The organism is Planotetraspora kaengkrachanensis (assembly GCF_016862895.1).
Classification (GTDB): Bacteria; Actinomycetota; Actinomycetes; order Streptosporangiales; family Streptosporangiaceae; genus Planotetraspora; species Planotetraspora kaengkrachanensis.
Window position 1 is genome coordinate 173755 of sequence record NZ_BONV01000003.1, and the last position, 16237, is coordinate 189991.

General features: G+C 71.2%; 15 protein-coding genes. 11 read left to right on the plus strand and 4 right to left on the minus strand.

The window, feature by feature from the left end; genetic code table 11:
• The first annotated feature begins 84 nt into the window (after positions 1-84).
• The 6 genes from Pka01_RS05440 to Pka01_RS05465 all read left to right on the plus strand — a co-directional run bounded on the left by Pka01_RS05440 (position 85) and on the right by Pka01_RS05465 (position 6932).
• Entirely contained in the window at positions 85-1143 is a 1059-nt protein-coding gene (locus tag Pka01_RS05440) for an alpha/beta hydrolase family protein (protein WP_203881478.1), read from the plus strand.
• Between the two features lie 122 nt (positions 1144-1265).
• Positions 1266-2231 (plus strand): NAD(P)-dependent oxidoreductase, encoded by a 966-nt coding sequence (locus Pka01_RS05445; RefSeq protein ID WP_203881479.1) that lies wholly within the window; start codon positions 1266-1268, stop codon positions 2229-2231.
• Entirely contained in the window at positions 2228-3472 is a 1245-nt protein-coding gene (locus Pka01_RS05450; protein ID WP_203881480.1) for a M24 family metallopeptidase, read from the plus strand. The genes Pka01_RS05445 and Pka01_RS05450 overlap by 4 nt, the downstream gene beginning before the upstream one ends.
• A gap of 26 nt (positions 3473-3498) precedes the next feature.
• Entirely contained in the window at positions 3499-4959 is a 1461-nt protein-coding gene (locus tag Pka01_RS05455) for an NAD-dependent succinate-semialdehyde dehydrogenase (RefSeq protein WP_203881481.1), read from the plus strand.
• Positions 4960-5154: 195 nt separating this feature from the next.
• A complete protein-coding gene (locus Pka01_RS05460) occupies positions 5155-6285 on the plus strand; it encodes a sensor histidine kinase (protein WP_203881482.1) in 1131 nt (376 codons plus the stop codon).
• Positions 6282-6932 carry a response regulator gene (locus Pka01_RS05465; protein ID WP_203881483.1) on the plus strand — a complete coding sequence of 217 codons (651 nt, stop codon included), beginning with the start codon at positions 6282-6284 and terminating at the stop codon, positions 6930-6932. Before Pka01_RS05460 ends, Pka01_RS05465 begins: the two co-directional genes overlap by 4 nt.
• Here the strand turns inward: Pka01_RS05465 and Pka01_RS05470 are convergent.
• Entirely contained in the window at positions 6929-7633 is a 705-nt protein-coding gene (locus Pka01_RS05470) for a DUF2306 domain-containing protein (protein ID WP_203881484.1), read from the minus strand. The genes Pka01_RS05465 and Pka01_RS05470 overlap by 4 nt on opposite strands.
• A gap of 184 nt (positions 7634-7817) precedes the next feature.
• Between Pka01_RS05470 and Pka01_RS05475 the strand changes: the two genes are divergently transcribed.
• The 4 genes from Pka01_RS05475 to Pka01_RS05490 all read left to right on the plus strand — a co-directional run bounded on the left by Pka01_RS05475 (position 7818) and on the right by Pka01_RS05490 (position 10772).
• Positions 7818-8804, plus strand: coding sequence for an NAD(P)-dependent alcohol dehydrogenase (locus Pka01_RS05475; protein ID WP_203881485.1), 987 nt, complete (start codon positions 7818-7820; stop codon positions 8802-8804).
• A gap of 120 nt (positions 8805-8924) precedes the next feature.
• Positions 8925-9644, plus strand: coding sequence for a CPBP family intramembrane glutamic endopeptidase (locus tag Pka01_RS05480; protein WP_203881486.1), 720 nt, complete (start codon positions 8925-8927; stop codon positions 9642-9644).
• A gap of 62 nt (positions 9645-9706) precedes the next feature.
• Complete coding sequence (locus tag Pka01_RS05485; protein WP_203881664.1) at positions 9707-10030, plus strand: PadR family transcriptional regulator; 324 nt, start codon at positions 9707-9709, stop codon at positions 10028-10030.
• Positions 10020-10772: a hypothetical protein gene (locus tag Pka01_RS05490; protein ID WP_239114755.1), complete on the plus strand. Its 753-nt coding sequence runs from the start codon at positions 10020-10022 to the stop codon at positions 10770-10772. Before Pka01_RS05485 ends, Pka01_RS05490 begins: the two co-directional genes overlap by 11 nt.
• A gap of 25 nt (positions 10773-10797) precedes the next feature.
• Here the strand turns inward: Pka01_RS05490 and Pka01_RS05495 are convergent, their stop codons facing one another.
• Positions 10798-11313 carry a MarR family winged helix-turn-helix transcriptional regulator gene (locus Pka01_RS05495; RefSeq protein WP_203881487.1) on the minus strand — a complete coding sequence of 172 codons (516 nt, stop codon included), beginning with the start codon at positions 11311-11313 and terminating at the stop codon, positions 10798-10800.
• Positions 11314-11518: 205 nt separating this feature from the next.
• Between Pka01_RS05495 and Pka01_RS05500 the strand changes: the two genes are divergently transcribed.
• Positions 11519-11941, plus strand: coding sequence for a hypothetical protein (locus Pka01_RS05500; RefSeq protein ID WP_203881488.1), 423 nt, complete (start codon positions 11519-11521; stop codon positions 11939-11941).
• Position 11942: 1 nt separating this feature from the next.
• Here the strand turns inward: Pka01_RS05500 and Pka01_RS05505 are convergent, their stop codons facing one another.
• Both Pka01_RS05505 and Pka01_RS05510 read right to left on the minus strand, forming a co-directional pair.
• Positions 11943-13103: an FAD-dependent monooxygenase gene (locus Pka01_RS05505; protein WP_203881489.1), complete on the minus strand. Its 1161-nt coding sequence runs from the start codon at positions 13101-13103 to the stop codon at positions 11943-11945.
• Between the two features lie 52 nt (positions 13104-13155).
• Positions 13156-16224, minus strand: coding sequence for an AfsR/SARP family transcriptional regulator (locus Pka01_RS05510; RefSeq protein ID WP_203881490.1), 3069 nt, complete (start codon positions 16222-16224; stop codon positions 13156-13158).
• Positions 16225-16237 lie beyond the last annotated feature (13 nt).

The window sequence follows — 16237 nt, forward strand, 5'->3', positions numbered from 1 at the left end:
GGGATTAAACGGTTGATTCCTTGACAGTTCACCCACAATGAGCGAGATTGCACTCGTTTGCAAGACGCCAGAAAGCAGGATGACATGGACGATCGAGTCGCCTCAGCCATCGCCAACTGGGGCCCCCGATTCACCACGAACGGTGTGACGGTCCACGACTTCCAACGGGTCACGCGAGGCCTGGAGAACTGGGCCGACTGGTGTTCGGCCTGGTCGAAGGTCGCCACCGAGCACGAGAACCTCGGCCGTGACGCCCTCGCGGCCGAGCGGTTCCTGTCCGCGGGCCAGCACCTCTCACGCGCCGCCGTCTACTACCACTTCGCGAAGTTCGTCTTCGTCGAGGACCTCGACCAGATGCGGGAGGCGCACGGCCGTGCCGTCGCCTGCCTGAACGACGCCCTGCCGTACCTCAGCCCCGCCGGCCGGCGGATCGAGATCGACTTCGAGGGGACCACGCTGCCCGGCGTGCTCCGGCTCCCCGCCGGAACCGGACCGCACCCCGTGGTGCTCATGTTGTCGGGCCTGGACTCGACCAAGGAGGAGCTGCGCTCGACCGAGGACACCTTCCTCGAGCGCGGGCTCGCCACCTTCAGCGTGGACGGCCCGGGCCAGGGTGAGGCCGAGTACGACCTGCCCATCAGGGGCGACTGGTCCCTTCCCGGCAAGGCGATCCTGGACGCCCTGGCCGCCGAGCCGGACATCGACGAGAACCGGATCGCGGTCTGGGGGGTCAGCCTGGGCGGCTACTACGCGCCCCGGGTCGCCGCCGCGGCCGGCGACCGGGTCAAGGCCTGCGTCGCGCTGGCCGGGCCGTACAACTTCGGGGACTGCTGGGACGGGCTCCCGCTGCTCACGCGGCAGACGTTCCAGGTCAGGTCGGGCGCAGGCTCACAGGAGGAGGCCCACGCCATCGCCTCGACCCTGAACCTGGACGGATCGGCGGAGAACATCAGCGCACCGCTGCTCATCGTCTTCGGGCGCAAGGACCGCCTCATCCCCTGGCCGCACGCGGAGCGCCTCGCGTCCACGGCCGGCGGCGACACCGAGCTGCTCATGCTCGAAGAGGGCAACCACGGCTGCGCGGACCTCGCTCCGTGGCACCGTCCCTACACCGCGGACTGGGTGGCCGACCGGCTTCGCTGACCGCCTGGCGCGTCGGGGCCGAAGGGCGTCTGACCATCGGCCCCGACCGTGAGCGGCCTCATATTGACAGCGATATGATCAGCTCCTACTTTGAACAGCAAACGATTGCAGAGGCGGACCAGATGACTGATTCGACTACGGACGCTTCCGGCCCCAGGGTCGGCTGGATCGGAACCGGCCGCATGGGTGTCGCGATGGCGGAGCGGCTCGCCAAGGCCGGCGTAGACCTCACCGCCTGGAACCGCACCCTCGCGAAGGCGGAACCGCTCAGGGAGCACGGCGCCGCCGTGTGCGAGGCCGTCGCCGACCTCAGGGACAGGGACGTCGTGTTCACGATGGTCTCCACGTCGGCCGATCTCGAGACGGTGCTGTTCGGCGAGGGCGGCCTGCTCGTGGGCGACCAGCTGCCCGGCGCGGTCGTCGACTGCTCCACGATCTCCACCGAGGCGTCGGCCGCGGTCCGCGCCGCCTGCGACGAGCGGGGCGTCGACTACCTCGCCGCCCCGGTCAGCGGGAACGGCAAGGTCGTCAAGTCCGGGAACCTGAGCCTGGTCGTCTCCGGACCCGAGGCGACCTACGACAAGGTGGCGCACCTGCTGGGGCACATCGGCAGGTCGGTCACCTACGTGGGAGAGGGCGACCTCGCCCGCCTGGTGAAGATCGCGCACAACCTGATGCTCGGCGTGGTCACCCAGTCGCTGGCCGAGATCACCGTCCTGGTCGAGAAGGGCGGAGTCTCGCGGCACGCCTTCCTCGAGTTCCTCAACAACAGCGTCATGGGCTCGACGTTCACCCGCTACAAGTCCCCGGCGTTCGTGAACCTCGACTACACCCCGACGTTCACGCCGATCCTGTTGCGCAAGGACTTCGACCTCGGCCTGGCCGCCGCGCGCGCCCTCGACGTGCCGATGCCGGTCACGGCGATCACGGCCCAGATGGTGCAGGCCAGCGTCGGCAGCGGCCGGGTGGACGAGGACTTCTCGATCCTGCTCGACCTCCAGGCCGCCGCCTCCGGCATCGAGCTCAAGCCCGAGAGCGTCCACGTCGACGACGGCCTCGGCACCCCGCGTGAGGACGGCCGGTCATGACATCAGCGATTCCGATGCCCGCCCCCGGGCACATGGGCGTCGACTACGAGCAGCGGGTCGACTTCGGCAGGCTCAGGGACTACCGGCTGAGCCGGGCCAGGGCGTCGCTCGAGGCCAGCGAGTGCGGCGCCTTCCTGCTCTTCGACTTCTACAACATCCGCTACGTCACCCAGACCTGGATCGGCGGCGCCCTCGGCGACAAGATGACCAGGTACGCGCTGCTCACGCGGGGCGGCGAGCCCATGTTGTGGGATTTCGGGTCGGCGGCACGCCACCACCGGCTCTACAGCCCATGGCTCGACCCGGCCAACTGCCACGCGGGCATGCTCGGGCTCCGCGGCGCGATCGCGCCGACGGCGGGGCTGATGGAGGACGCGGTCCGCCAGATCAAGGGACTCCTCGAGGACGCGGGCCTCGCGGACGCCCCGGTCGGGGTGGACATCGTCGAGCCGGCGTTCCTGTTCGAGATGCAGCGCCAGGGCCTGAAGGTGGTCGACGCGCAGCAGCTGATGCTCGACGCCCGGCAGATCAAGTCGTCCGACGAGATCATGCTGCTCACCCAGGCCGCCGCCATGGTCGACGGCGTCTACCAGGACATCGTCGAGGCCCTCAAGCCCGGCATCCGCGAGAACGAGATCGTGGCCCTGGCCAACAAGCGCCTCTACGAGATGGGCTCCGACCAGGTCGAAGCGATCAACGCGGTGAGCGGCGAGCGGTGCAACCCGCACCCGCACAACTTCTCCGACCGGCTGATCCGCCCGGGCGACCAGGCGTTCTTCGACATCATCCATTCCTTCAACGGCTACCGCACCTGCTACTACCGGACGTTCAGCGTCGGCAGCGCGACCCCGAGCCAGCGGGACGCCTACACCAAGGCGCGAGAATGGATGGACGCCTCGATCCGCATGATCAAGCCAGGCGTGGGCACCGACCAGGTGGCCGCCGTGTGGCCCGAGGCGACCGAGTTCGGCTTCGAGAACGAGATGGCCGCCTTCGGCCTCCAGTTCGGCCACGGCCTGGGGCTGGGTCTGCACGAACGGCCGATCATCTCGAGGCTCAACAGCATGCGGGAGCCGGTCGAACTCCAGGTCGGCATGGTGTTCGCCCTGGAGACCTACTGCCCCGCCAGCGACGGCTTCTCGGCTGCGAGGATCGAGGAGGAGGTCGTCGTCACACCCGATGGTGGGCGCATCCTCACCCTGTTCCCGGCCCAGGACCTGGTCGTCGCCAACCCGTACTGAGTCCTGCCACGCGAAAGGCGTTTCCGATGGGAGACAACAACCAGGCACTCGTGGGCGACCTGCTCACCGAGCTCTACATCGGGGGTGAGGCCGTCCCCGCCGGCGACGGCGGCCGTTTCGACGTGCTCGACCCCGCCACGGGACAGGTCGTCGCCTCCGTGGCCGACGGCACCGTGGACGACGCGATCGCCGCGGTCGACGCGGCGGACAAGGCGTCGGCCGCGTGGGCCGCGACACCTCCGCGCGCCCGTGCCGAGATCCTGCGCAAGGCCTTCGAGCTGATGTCGGCGCAGAGCGAGGACCTCGCCCGGCTGATCTCGCTCGAGAACGGCAAGGCGCTGCCGGACGCCCGGGGCGAGGTCGCCTACGCCGCGGAGTTCTTCCGGTGGTACGCCGAGGAGGCCGTCAGGGACATCGGCGCGGTCACCACGGCGCCCTCGGGGGCGAACCGCATCCTCGTGGTGCACCAGCCGGTCGGCATCTGCGTGCTCGTCACCCCGTGGAACTTCCCCGCGGCGATGGCCACCCGGAAGATCGGCCCGGCCCTGGCGGCCGGGTGCACGGTGATCCTCAAGCCCGCCAGCGACACCCCCCTGACCGCGCTGGCCATGGCGCGGATCCTGGAGGCGGCCGGCGTTCCCTCGGGCGTGGTCAACGTGCTCCCCGCGCGCAGGTCGGGAGCCGTCGTGTCGGCCATGCTGCACGACCCCCGGGTACGCAAGCTCTCCTTCACCGGCTCGACCGAGGTGGGGCGCGTCCTGCTCAAGGAGGCGGCCGACCAGGTGATCAACACGTCAATGGAGCTCGGCGGCAACGCGCCGTTCGTCGTCTTCGCCGACGCCGACCTCGACGCGGCGATCGAGGGCGCGATGATCGCCAAGATGCGCAACGCCGGCGAGGCCTGCACCGCGGCCAACCGGTTCTACGTCGAGTCGTCGATCGCCGACGAGTTCGGCCGGCGTCTGGCGGAGCGCATGTCCGCCCTGACCGTCGGCCCCGGCACCGACGAGGGAACCCAGGTCGGCCCCCTCGTCAACCAGGACGCGGTGGACAAGGTCGACAGCCTGGTACGCGGCGCGGTCGACGGCGGCGCGAAGGCGGTCGTCGGCGGCGCCCGGCCGGACCGTCCAGGCTTCTACTACGACCCGACCGTGCTGGTGAACGTGCACCCGGACGCGCCGATCCTGAAGGAGGAGATCTTCGGCCCGGTGGCCCCGATCGTCACCTTCGACGACGAGGACGAGGCGATCCGGCTGGCCAACGACACGGAGTACGGGCTGGTCGCCTATGTCTACACCGGCGACCTGGCCCGCGGGCTGCGGGTGACGGAGCGGATCGAGTCGGGCATGGTCGGGCTCAACCGCGGACTGGTCAGCGACCCGGCCGCGCCGTTCGGCGGTGTGAAGCAGAGCGGCATCGGCAGGGAGGGCGGCCACGAGGGCATGCTCGACTACGTGGAGGCCAAGTACATCGCCGTCCAGTGGTGACCTGGCGCAGGTGACGGCCCGGCCGGGATGTTCCCGGCCGGGCCGTCCCACTGTCAGGCCGTCGGATTCGATCATCCCGAAGATGTGTTCGGCACGTACGAACGTCCGGCCGTCGCGTGCGCGGGACGGTGCTGGTGAGCATTCCGGCCGAACCTGCATCTGTTCTGACGGGCCAGGCTTTCCTACGATGTTGCCGTGCTCGCCCTTCTTCGCTCGGTCTGGGACGAGCCGCGCCCCTCCCCCGTACCGGCCCGCGTCTGGCGAGACTGGGTGCTCGTGGGACTGCTCATGCCGGCGGCGGCGCTCGAAGGGGTCCTGCGGCCGGATCTTCCGTGGCGGGCCTACTCGGTGACCGTCACCGTCGTGCTGGTGCCCACCTTGTTGTGGCGCAGGACCAGACCGCTGTCGATGCTCACGATCTGCTTCGTCGCCACGAGTCTGGTCCCCGCGTTGCTGGGCGCGCCTTCCTCCGACGCGTACACGGCGGTGTACCTGCTGATCCTTCCGTACGCGTTGTTCCGGTGGGGATCGGGCCGCGACGCCGTGATCGGGTTCGCCGTCATGCTCGTCTCGGTCGGCGTCTCGACGATCTCCGCGCCCGGCGAACTGTTCGGCGCGCTGGCCGCCATGTTCGCGACCATCGCCCTGGGCGGCGCGTTCCGGTACCGGGCCAGGGCGCGGATGCGTGAGCTGGATCAGGTGAAGCTGCTCGAACGCGAACAACTGGCCCGCGACCTGCACGACACCGTCGCGCATCACGTCTCGGCGATGGCGATTCGGGCTCAGGCGGGCCTCGCCACGTCGGCGTCGGGACCTGACGCCGCCACCGAGGCGCTCCGCGTGATCGAGGCCGAGGCGTCACGCGCGCTCGCCGAGATGCGCGCCATGGTCCGCGTCCTGCGTCGCGGCCGGCCCGCGGACCTGACACCCGGCCGGGGCATCGGCGACCTCGAGGAACTCACGCGGCGGGGCGGCTCCGGCCCGTCCGTCGACGTGGAGATCTCGGGCGACCTCGGCGACCTCTCCCCAGCGGTGGGGTCCGCGGTCTACCGGCTCGCCCAGGAGTCCGTCACCAACGCCCTGCGGCACGCGCGTCACGCCACCCGCGTCGAGATACGCGTCGCCGCCGACGAGACCTCGGTGCACCTGCGCGTGAACGACGACGGCGAAAGCAGCCACATCCGCCCGAACGCGTCGGCCGGATACGGGATCCTCGGCATGATCGAGCGCGCCGACCTGCTCGGCGGCACCTGCACGGCCGGTCCGGATCCCGGCGGAGGCTGGACCGTGACCGCCGTGCTGCCCCGGATGGGGCCGGCGACATGAGCATCCGGGTGCTCGTCGCCGACGACCAGGAGATCGTGCGCACCGGGCTCACCATGATCCTCAACGCCCAGCCGGACATCGACGTCGTCGGCGAGGCCGCCGACGGACGGCGGGCCGTCGAACTCGCCCGGCGCCTGCGCCCCGACGTGTGCCTGTTCGACATCCGCATGCCGGGCGTCGACGGCATCCAGGCCACCCGATCCCTCGCCGGTCCGGGCGTGGCCGACCCTCTCGCCGTCGTCGTCATCACCACGTTCGACCTCGACGAGTACGTCTACGCCGCGCTGAGAGCCGGCGCCCGGGGCTTCCTGCTCAAGGACGCGGGCACGGAACTGCTCTCGCAGGCCGTCCACGCCGCCGCCGACGGCGACGCGCTCATCGCCCCGAGCGTCACCGCGCGGCTGCTCAGGACCTTCGCCCGGCCCGTGACCGGCTCGGCCCCGGTGCGGCCCGTCGAGGCGCTCACGGAGCGGGAGGAGCAGATCCTCGCCACCGTGGCGCGCGGGCGGACCAACAGCGAGATCTCCGAGGAGCTCCACATCTCCCTCAGCACGGTCAAGTCGCACATCGCCAGCCTGATGGCCAAGCTCGGCGCCAGAAACCGCGTCGAGATCGCCATGTGGGCCTACGAGACCAACCGCGTCTAGAAGGACGCGGGCCGGCTGCGGACGACCCATTCGGCCACGGCGAGATTGATCAGCCAGCCGGTGGCCAGGAGCAGCGCTCTGGACGTCCCGCTGGGCGTGCCGAAGATCAGGATCCACGGCACGTGGACCAGCGCCTGCGTGCCCGCGCCGACCCCGATCGCATAACCCCGGGTCATCCATGCGCGGTGCCGGGCGACGTCCCGCCGCCGGATGGCGGCCAGGCCCAGGACGATGGACACGACCATCGCGGTGCCGAACAGGAGCCGGAAACCCGCGAGGAGATCGCCGTCGCCTTCGGGGCGGGGATAGAACAGGGTCATCCACAGGCCCGTGAGCCCCGCGGCGATTCCGCAGGGAACGAGCAGCCGTCCGGCGGCGCGATGCAGGCGGGGGTGTCGGCGGCGGAGGCCGCGCGCGAACTGGAAGGCGCCAAGCACGCTGTAGAGACTGGCGCCGATTATGTGCAGCACCACGGGAACGGGCGCGGCGAAGAACCGCGCGTCCTCGGGCGTGGTCGCCGCGCCCCCGCTCAGCTCGGTCAGACGGGCGGCGCCGGCGACCACCGGAACGGCGCTGAGCATGATCAACGCCGCGGGGACGATCCAGGAGGTCGTGGCGGACGTCCCCGCCTTGTCGGAGGCGTCCGCCGGAGGGCCGCCTCGAGGCGGTGTCGGGCGTTCCACCGTGTTCTCGTCGGTCATGCCCCGATCGTGATCGGCGGGCGACGGCGGTTCATCGGGCGATGGGCCTGATCCGGGTCGGCCGATCGTCCGCCAAACGGGCGTACTTTCGGCCGATGAGCCCTTTCTCCTGGACTTTTACAGTGAATTTCCGGCTCGAGACCCGCTCGTCGCCGTCCCCGCCCGCAGTGGATGAGGAGAAGTGATGAAGGCGTTCGTTCTGCGCTCGTACGGTTCCCCCGACGTCCTGGACCTGACCGAGATCGACCGGCCCGTGCCCGGCGAGGACGAGGTGCTCGTCCGGGTGCGCGCCACCTCCGTCCAGCCCTACGACTGGCACCACATGAGAGGCGAGCCGTACATCGCGCGCCTGATGGGCGGCAGCCTCGGGCCGCGCAGGCCGAAGTTGGACATATTGGGCGCGGACGTGGCGGGCACGGTGGAGGCCGTCGGCGGGCGCGTGACGGGGTTCCGCCGAGGCGACGAGGTGTTCGCGCAGCTCAAGCAGGGAGGCTTCGCCGAGTACGTCTGCGTCCAGGCCGGCGAACTGGCGCCGAAGCCGAGGAACCTGTCGTTCGAGCAGGCGGCGGCGGTGCCGCTCGCGGCCAACACCGCCCTGATCGGCCTGCGTGACGTGGGGCGCATCCAGGCGGGCCAGAAGGTGCTCGTCAACGGCGCCTCCGGCGGTGTCGGCACGTTCGCCGTGCAGATCGCCAAGGCGTTCGGCGCGGAGGTCACCGGTGTCTGCGGTCCGCGGAACGTCGGCATGGTCCGGTCGTTGGGCGCGGACGAGGTCATCGACTACACCAAGGAGGACTTCACGCGGGACAGGCGGGGTTACGACCTGCTGCTCGACAACGCGGGAAGCCGTCCGGGGTCCGCATGCCGGCGGGTGCTGAAGCCGAAGGGGACCTACGTCGCCGTCGGCGGACCAGCGAGCCGATGGTTCCAGCCGGCCGTCCGCGTGTTCTCGGCGGTCGCGATGTCCCCGTTCGTGTCACAGCGGATGGCCGTGGCGGACGTGGTCGCCTGCACGGAGAACAGGCGGAACCTGATGACGCTGACCGAGCTCATCGAGGACGGCAAGGTCACCCCGGTCATCGACAGCTGTTATCCGTTCGAGCAGATCCCGGCGGCCGTCGAGTACCAGGAACGGGGGCACGCCTCGGGAAAGGTCGTCGTCACCGTCTGACCGGTGTTTCGCGCCAGCCGGTCCTCGCACCCCTCCCAATGGGCGACACAGCTAGTTAGGTTGTATACCTAACTAGCTTGCTCTACCTTCTAGGTAAGCACAGCACCTAGGAGTCCCCCGATGTCCTTCACGCCCGTGGCGCTCGTCCTGTCGGCCGCCCTCGTCTGCCATCTGACCGTCGTCAGCCCCCTGCTCGGCAAGCGCTCCTACGACCGGCTGGCCCGCACCCGCGCCCAGGACCCGACGGTCTATCGCCGGATGACCACGCTCTGGTCCGCCGAGCTGTGGGCGCTGGCCGGCGCGGCGCTGCTCATCGTCGCGGTGGAGCCGAGCCTCGACGCCGCGGACATCGGCCTGGTCGTCAAGGAGCCGCCGGCCGACACCCTGGGAGCGGTCGTCGGCTTCCTCGGCGCGGCGGCGGTCGGTGCGCTCGCGTTCCGGGGACTTGCGGCCAGGGGGAAGCCGGTCCCCACCCGGCAGGCCTTCGCGCATCTCCTGCCGCGCACCGTGGCCGAGCACTGGTATGCGGCGGGCCTGTCGGTGACCGCGGGCGTCGCCGAGGAGATCGTCTATCGGGGACTGCTCATCGCGGCCGGCACGGGCGCGCTCGGTCTGAGCACGGAGACGGCCGCGTTCTTGGCGCTGGCGGTGTTCGTCGCCGGCCACCTCTATCAGGGCCGGCGCGGCATGCTCATGGTCGCCCTGGTCGGGCTCGGCCTGACCGTGCTCTATCTCCGGACCGGCAGCCTGCTCCTGCCGATCCTGCTGCACGCCCTGATCGACCTTCGCGGTCTGCTGCTGTCCCCGCGGCCGCGGGAGCTAGTCGGCCAGGCAGGCTAGATAGGATCGCCACCGTGACGAGCGACCGACGCGCGAGCTGGCTGAAGGGCGTGCTCGATCTGATGGTCCTCGCCAGCCTGACGGCGGGCGAGAACTACGGATACGAGATCGTCAAGGACCTCGCGGAATCGGGCCTCGGCCAGATCAAGGGCGGCACCCTCTACCCCGTGCTCAACCGGCTGGAGGAGGCGGGCCTCGTCGCCGCGGAGTTCCGGGTGACCGAACGGGGCCCCGGCCGTCGTTACTACCAGCTCACCGACCTCGGCAGGCGGACGCTCGCCGAGCAGGGCGGGCTCTGGCTGAGCTTCGGGGAGTCTGTGCGCACCGCGCTGATCAAGGGCGGCGTCGAGCACGTCCCACGCGAAGGAGAACCCGGTGAGCGGTGAAACGGCACACCCGGCCGGTGCCTACTTCGAGGAGCTCGCCGTCCTCCTGGCCGAGGCGGGCATGCCCGCCGACCGGGTCGGCGCCACGCTGGACGAGTTCGCCGGCTACCTCGCCGAGAGCGGCGGCGACCCCGAGGACGAGTTCGGTCCGGCGGCCGAGTTCGCCGCGGAACTGACCGCCGCGTCGGCTCCCGCCGCGGAGCCCGCCGAGCCGGCCGCCGACGCCGACACCTGGCGCTGGACCGCCGACCTGTTCCACGACGTCAAACTGCTCGACGAGTACGGCGCACAGGGCTGGGAGGTCGACACGGTCGACGCGAGGGGCCTGTTCGTCTGCACCCGCGATCCCGAGCACCCGCAGCAGTGGGAGTACCGCCGGGAGCTGATCGCACCCGGCCGCCGGGCACGAGTGCACGACCGGCTCGCCCGCGACGGCTGGGAACCCTGCGGCACGTGGCTGCGCTTCGAGTACTTCAAGCGGCCCAGGGCCGCCAGCCTCGGCCCCGCCGCGGAGCTGGCCGCCCCGCCGCGGGCTCCCCGGCGCACCCTCTTCCTCAGCCCCGGGTTCTACGCCCTCGTCGCCGTCGTGCTCGCGCTGGCGGCGACGACCCTGCTGACGCGGCTCGACGACCTGGACGGCGGCCTCGACACCGTCGCGGGCCTGCTGTGCGGGGCGGCCGCGGGGGCGCTGGCCGCGACGGCCGTGTTGTGGTTGGCCGCCCGGCGGCGCGACAGGCGCTGACCTCGGCGGCTCAGCCGAGAAGGCGTCAGGCGGGCACGTCGAGTACGGATTGGACAGCCACGCACGGATCCGTCTCCGGCGACGCCTCGTGGATCCTCGTGGCCGCGAGCGAGGCGATCCGGTGGAAGGCCGCCCGCTCGGCTGGCGAGACTCCGCCCAGGACGCGTTCTTCCGCGGCGGCGACCCGGCTGTCCGCCTCGGCCAGCACCCGCCGTCCGCGCTCGGTGGCGACGATCCGGCGGGCGCGACGGTCCTGGGGGTCGAGCTGCCGCTCGACGAGGCCGGCCTCGACGAGGTCGTCGAGGAGATAGACGAGGACGGTGCGGTCGATCGCGACGAGCTCGGCCAGCTCCTTCTGCCTCTTGGGCTCGCCGTCGGCGACGGCGGACAGAACGTGGTAGCCCCTGCTGGTTCCCGGCATGCCCCGAAGGACCTCGTCGACCTCCTCCTGCCACGCGCGCAGGACCATGCCGAGGGACCAGCCCAGGTTGGCGACTGCGGGCCGATCTCCCGCCGGGAGTGCGTTCGCCTCTTCCACCATCCCTCAAGGCTACCAGGAATGTGCTGTGCCACAGATATGTTGGCGACCATCTCAATTGGCGGCCATCTGGGCTCCCACACCCCCGGGTGTATTCCCGGTTAATCAAGGCGTACGAAATGGCGCTCGACTCGATATCCCGCATTAGCGGACATATTCTGAAAAAGAATTCGTGCGATAAAATGCGCCTACCTTGGGGAGACCATTCGTGCGACCGGACGCCGGTGACATCCACAGCGTCGCCCTGAAGGGCGAGCCCCCACGCGGCCGCTTCGGCATCCGCATCGCACGCACGCAGCCCGCGATGCGCGTCTCCTACATTTCGGTCACCGGCGACGACGGGCACGACTGGATCTGCGTCCTTCCGCTCGACAAGGACGTGCTCGGCACCCGGCTCAACCACAACGACCTGGTCTGGATCCCTGTGGGCAACGTCGGCGCCCGCCTGTCCACCGTCGACCCGGCGTCCTACGACGTGATCTACAAGGTCCTCCAGGGCGAGGATCCGCGGTATCCGTGGATCGCGGCGGAGTTGTCGGACCACGCCGAGCCTCCGCCCAGGACCGGACCGGAAGGCCCGGAAAGATATCCCTCCATGCGCGAGGCGCTGGGCGACCTCATAGAGGAATGATTCAGCGGCGGACCAGGGACGAATAATCCTTGAGCGTGATGTCGGTGGCGAACTTGTCCGTCATCCTCATCATGAGCTTGAACAGGAAACCGGCCTTGAAGACCCAGTTGCGCATCCGGATCCGGGCGCGCGTGGACGGAGCGAGGAACCCGCCCGCGTTTCCGCTCTTGGCGATCTTGGCGTAGCCGCGGAACTCCTCCTCGTAACGCCGGAACGCGACCCGGTGGTCTCCCCCGGCCGCCGCGAGCTCGCCGGCCAGCACGTACGCGCCCACCATGGCCAGCCCGGTGCCGAAGCCGCCCAGCGTGTTGCCGTACGCCGAGTCGCCGAGCAGCACCACGCGGCCCCTGGCGTAGTGGTCCATCCGGACCTGGCTGATCGAGTCGAGGTAGAGGTCGTCCGCCTCCCGCACCGCCTCGATGACGGCGGGGGTCCGCCAGCCCATGCCGGCGTAGGCGTCGGCGACGATCCGCTTCATCTCCTCGACGTCGTACCGGTCGTAGTCGAGCCGCGGTGAGGCGAAGGCGAAGAACGCCGGGGCCGCGGGCCCTCCGACGGCGACCAGCCTGCCGGGTTCGTTGTACATCTTCGCGGTCTGCCCGAAGTCCCGCCTGATGTCGGCCAGCGCGTAGTAGTAGCCGAGGAATCGGACATGGTCGGACTCGGGGCCGAACGCCAGGCGGCGCACGTTGGAATGGATGCCGTCCGCGCCCACCACCAGGTCGAAGGTACGCGGTGCGCCGCGCTCGAACGTGACGTGCACACCACCCGCGGTCTCGGTGAGCGAGGTGATGGAGTCTCCGAAGACGTACTCGCATCCGGCGGCGCGCGTCTTCTCGTACAGCAGCCGCGACAGTTCGCCGCGCGGTATCTCCAGCTCGCCGCCGCTGAACTCGCCGGGCATCACCGCCAGCGTGCGGTCGTCCGCGTCGACGATCTCCTGGTCGGTCCCGCCGGTCTGCAGGCGCCGTACGTCGTCCAGGATTCCCATGCGCTCAAGCACCGTGAGGTGGGTCTCGCCCTTGAAGTCCACGGCCTGGCCGCCGAGGCGCGGGGCGGCGGCCTTCTCGACCACGGTCACGTTGAAGCCGTAGCGGTCGAGCCAGAGGGCCAGTGCGGGGCCGCCGACGCCGGCGCCGGAGATCAGAATGTTGGTGTTCATGTCTCCGAGGCTCGCGGCGGGCGCTGACAGTCCGGAGACAACCCGCTGACGGTCACGACAGGGCTGTCAGCGCGGCGTCCCTGTCCAGCGCCGCGCCTGTGGCGAAGGCCGACGCGAACGAAGCGGATCCGATCACCTCCGTGGCGCCCGCGGCGATCCCGGCCACGTCGCGGTCGCCCGTGACGGCCATGCCGCGCAGCGCCACCGCCACTCCGAGCAGGAACGCCGCCCGCTCGGCAGAGCCTTCGAGCAGGGCCAGCCCGGCCTGCCCCTCGGCGACGTCGGCGAGATCCATCGCCGGCAGGCCGTGGGCCCGCGCGCGCACCTCGGCATGACGGAGCCTCGCCTCCTCGAGGTCGCCCTCGGCCTGCGCCAGCCGTCCCAGTCCTGACAGCGCGGCCAGCCTGATGCTGTCGCCGACGTACGTGCCGGGACCGACGCCGGCCATCGACTCCGTGTAACAGGTGCGGGCCTGCGCGTACTCGCCCCGGGTGCGGGCGAGGTCGCCCCGGCCGAGCGCGATCAGGGACAGGCGATGCGACCTGCCCGTTCTGCGCTCGAACTCGGCCGCGCGCCGCAGGTCGGCGTCGGCCGCGGCGAAGTCACCCTCACGCAGCAGCCCGCCCGCCCTCTGGCAGAGCACGTCGACGACCTCGTCCAGCGCGCCGAGCTGTTCATGCAGGTCGAGGGCCTGCCCCCACAACCGTCTGGCCCTCGTCCAGTCCCCCCGCCAGCTGGAGATCGTCCCCAGCCACTCCAGCCCCTGCGCCGTGCCCCATCGCTCGCCCATCGGGCGGAAACCCTCCAGGGCCTCTTCCAGTTCCCGCTCGGCTTCGGCGACCCTGCCGTCGAGCAGGTGCATCGTCCCCTGCCCCAGCGACGCCATGGCCCGGCTCCACGGGTCGGCGCCGAACTGCCGCATCCGGGCCGAGCCCGGCTCCGGCGGCCCTGCGATCATCCCCCACATGACCGCCGCGAACGGGTGGCGCAGCTCCCGGTCCAGCGAGCGCATGATCTCCTCGGCCCGGGCCCACTGCGCGGGAGAGGCGTCCGGCACGGCCTGCAGCACGCACAGGACGTACTCCTCCTCCAGGCCCGGGGGCGGTGCGCCCTCGCCGAGCCGCCCGAGCAGGCCGAGTGCCGACGAGGCGGCCTGCCCGCGCCGCCCGCTCAGCCACCAGTACGCCGACAGGGCGGCGACGAGTCGCAGCCCCGTCTCCGGGTCGGCCTGTACGGCATGGCGTAGCGCGGCCTCGAGGTTGCTGTGCTCCGCCGACAGCCGCGCCAGCCAGTCGAGCTGCTCGGCCCGCCGCAACCACGGGTCGGCGCGCCGGGCCAGGTCCAGGAAGCAGGCGGCGTGCGCGGCGCGCAGCCGCTCCTCCTCCCCTGCCTCCGACAGCCGCTCCGCGCAGAACAGACGGATCGTGTCGGACATCCGGTAGCGTCCGCCGCTCACCTCGACGAGGGACTTGTCCACCAGGTCGGCCAGCACCTCGGCGGGGCCGCAGACCCGTTCGACCGCCTCGATCGAGGCTCCTCCCGAGAAGACGGAGAACCGCCTGGCCATCGCCTGCTCGTCCGCGCTGAGCAGGCTCCAGCTCCACTCCACCACCGCGTGCAGGGTCCGGTGGCGCGCCGCCGCGGTGCGGTCGCCGCGTGAAAGCAGCGCGAACCGGCCGTGCTCCTTCAGGCGGGAGGCGATCTCCTCCACCGTGAACGACCGCACCCTCGCCGCGGCCAGTTCGATGGCCAGTGGCGACCCTTCGAGGGCCGCGCAGATCTCCACCGCCTCCGGGTGCATCGTGAAGCCCGGTCGCACGGCGCCCGCCCGATCCGCGAACAGCCGTACGGCGCCGTAGCCGAGCGCCGCACCGAGCTCCGTGCCCGGCGGCGGCACGGCCAGCGGCGGCAGGGGGACGAGCATCTCGCCGGTGAGCCCGAGCGGCTCGCGGCTGGTGGCCAGGACGGCCAGGCCCGGACAGTCGTCGAGCAACCGGCGCACGAGGACCGCCGCCGGTGCGATCACGTGCTCGCAGTTGTCGACGACGAGCAGGAGCTCACGATCCGCCAGAGCGGCGGTGACCCGCTCGGCGGCGTCGCCGTGGCCGAGGTCCGGCGACCGCAGCCCGGTCTCCCGCAGTCCGAGCGCGCTCAGCACGGCCTGCGGGATCTGCGCGCCGTCGTCGAGCGGGGACAGGTCAACGAAACAGACGTCCTGCCCGCGGCGCCGGGCGGCCTCGACCGCCAGCCTGGTCTTGCCGGAGCCGCCGGGGCCGGTCACGGTGATCAGCCGGGCGTCCCGGAGGGCGTCGATCCGGTCCAGCTCCTCGTCCCTGCCGACGAAGCTGGTCAGCCGCGCGGGGAGCCCACGGCCCGTGGCCCGGCCGCGTGACGGTTCGCCGCGCAGGATCGCCACATGCAGGGCCGCCAGCTCGGGCGAGGGATCGGCGCCGAGCTCCTCCGCGAGCAGCCGTCTCCCCTCGTCGAACACGGTCAGCGCCGCCGCCTGCCTGCCCTCGGCGTGCAGCGCCCGCATGAGCTGGCCGCGCAGCCGTTCGCGCAGCGGGTTGGCCGCCACCAGGTGCCGCAACTCGGCCGTCGAGGTGCCCTCTGGTAGGGCGAGCTCGGCCTCGACGAGGTCTTCCCGCGCCGCCAGCCGTACCTCCTCCAGGCGCGTCACCTGCGACGGAGCGAAAGGCGCGTCGGCCACGTCCGCCAGCGCGGGTCCTCGCCACAACGTCAGCGCGTCCCTCAGTGATCTCGCGGCATGCTCGTGGTGACCGGCGGTCAGGAGCCTGCGCCCGTCCCGGGCGAGCCGCTCGAAGCGATGGACGTCCACGTCGTCGGGGTCGACCGCGAGCCGGTAACCCGCGCCGTGGAACTCGATCAGGTCCGCGGGCAGCCTGCGGCGCAGGCGGGACACGTGGGCCTGGATCGCGTTGGCTGCTCCCGCCGGCGGGTCGTCGCCGTACTGGCCGTCGACCAGGCGCTCCACGCTGACGAGCCGCCCGGCGTCGAGCAGGAGCAGTGCGAGGAGGGCGCGCGGCCGCGGCCCGCCGACGGAGATCGGTTCCCCCTCGGACGTCCGGACCTCCAGCGGCCCCAGGATGCCGAACTGCACGAGACCGATTCTG

What these genes read in the sequence shown, in the direction of transcription:
- Pka01_RS05450 (WP_203881480.1), top strand. Translation starts at nt 2,228, where the DNA reads ATGACATCAGCGATTCCGATGCCCGCCCCCGGGCACATGGGCGTCGAC.
- Pka01_RS05445 (WP_203881479.1), top strand. Translation starts at nt 1,266, where the DNA reads ATGACTGATTCGACTACGGACGCTTCCGGCCCCAGGGTCGGCTGGATC.
- Pka01_RS05485 (WP_203881664.1), top strand. Translation starts at nt 9,707, where the DNA reads ATGGTCCTCGCCAGCCTGACGGCGGGCGAGAACTACGGATACGAGATC.
- Pka01_RS05465 (WP_203881483.1), top strand. Translation starts at nt 6,282, where the DNA reads ATGAGCATCCGGGTGCTCGTCGCCGACGACCAGGAGATCGTGCGCACC.
- Pka01_RS05455 (WP_203881481.1), top strand. Translation starts at nt 3,499, where the DNA reads ATGGGAGACAACAACCAGGCACTCGTGGGCGACCTGCTCACCGAGCTC.
- Pka01_RS05440 (WP_203881478.1), top strand. Translation starts at nt 85, where the DNA reads ATGGACGATCGAGTCGCCTCAGCCATCGCCAACTGGGGCCCCCGATTC.
- Pka01_RS05505 (WP_203881489.1), bottom strand. Translation starts at nt 13,103, where the DNA reads ATGAACACCAACATTCTGATCTCCGGCGCCGGCGTCGGCGGCCCCGCA.
- Pka01_RS05470 (WP_203881484.1), bottom strand. Translation starts at nt 7,633, where the DNA reads ATGACCGACGAGAACACGGTGGAACGCCCGACACCGCCTCGAGGCGGC.
- Pka01_RS05495 (WP_203881487.1), bottom strand. Translation starts at nt 11,313, where the DNA reads ATGGTGGAAGAGGCGAACGCACTCCCGGCGGGAGATCGGCCCGCAGTC.
- Pka01_RS05480 (WP_203881486.1), top strand. Translation starts at nt 8,925, where the DNA reads ATGTCCTTCACGCCCGTGGCGCTCGTCCTGTCGGCCGCCCTCGTCTGC.
- Pka01_RS05475 (WP_203881485.1), top strand. Translation starts at nt 7,818, where the DNA reads ATGAAGGCGTTCGTTCTGCGCTCGTACGGTTCCCCCGACGTCCTGGAC.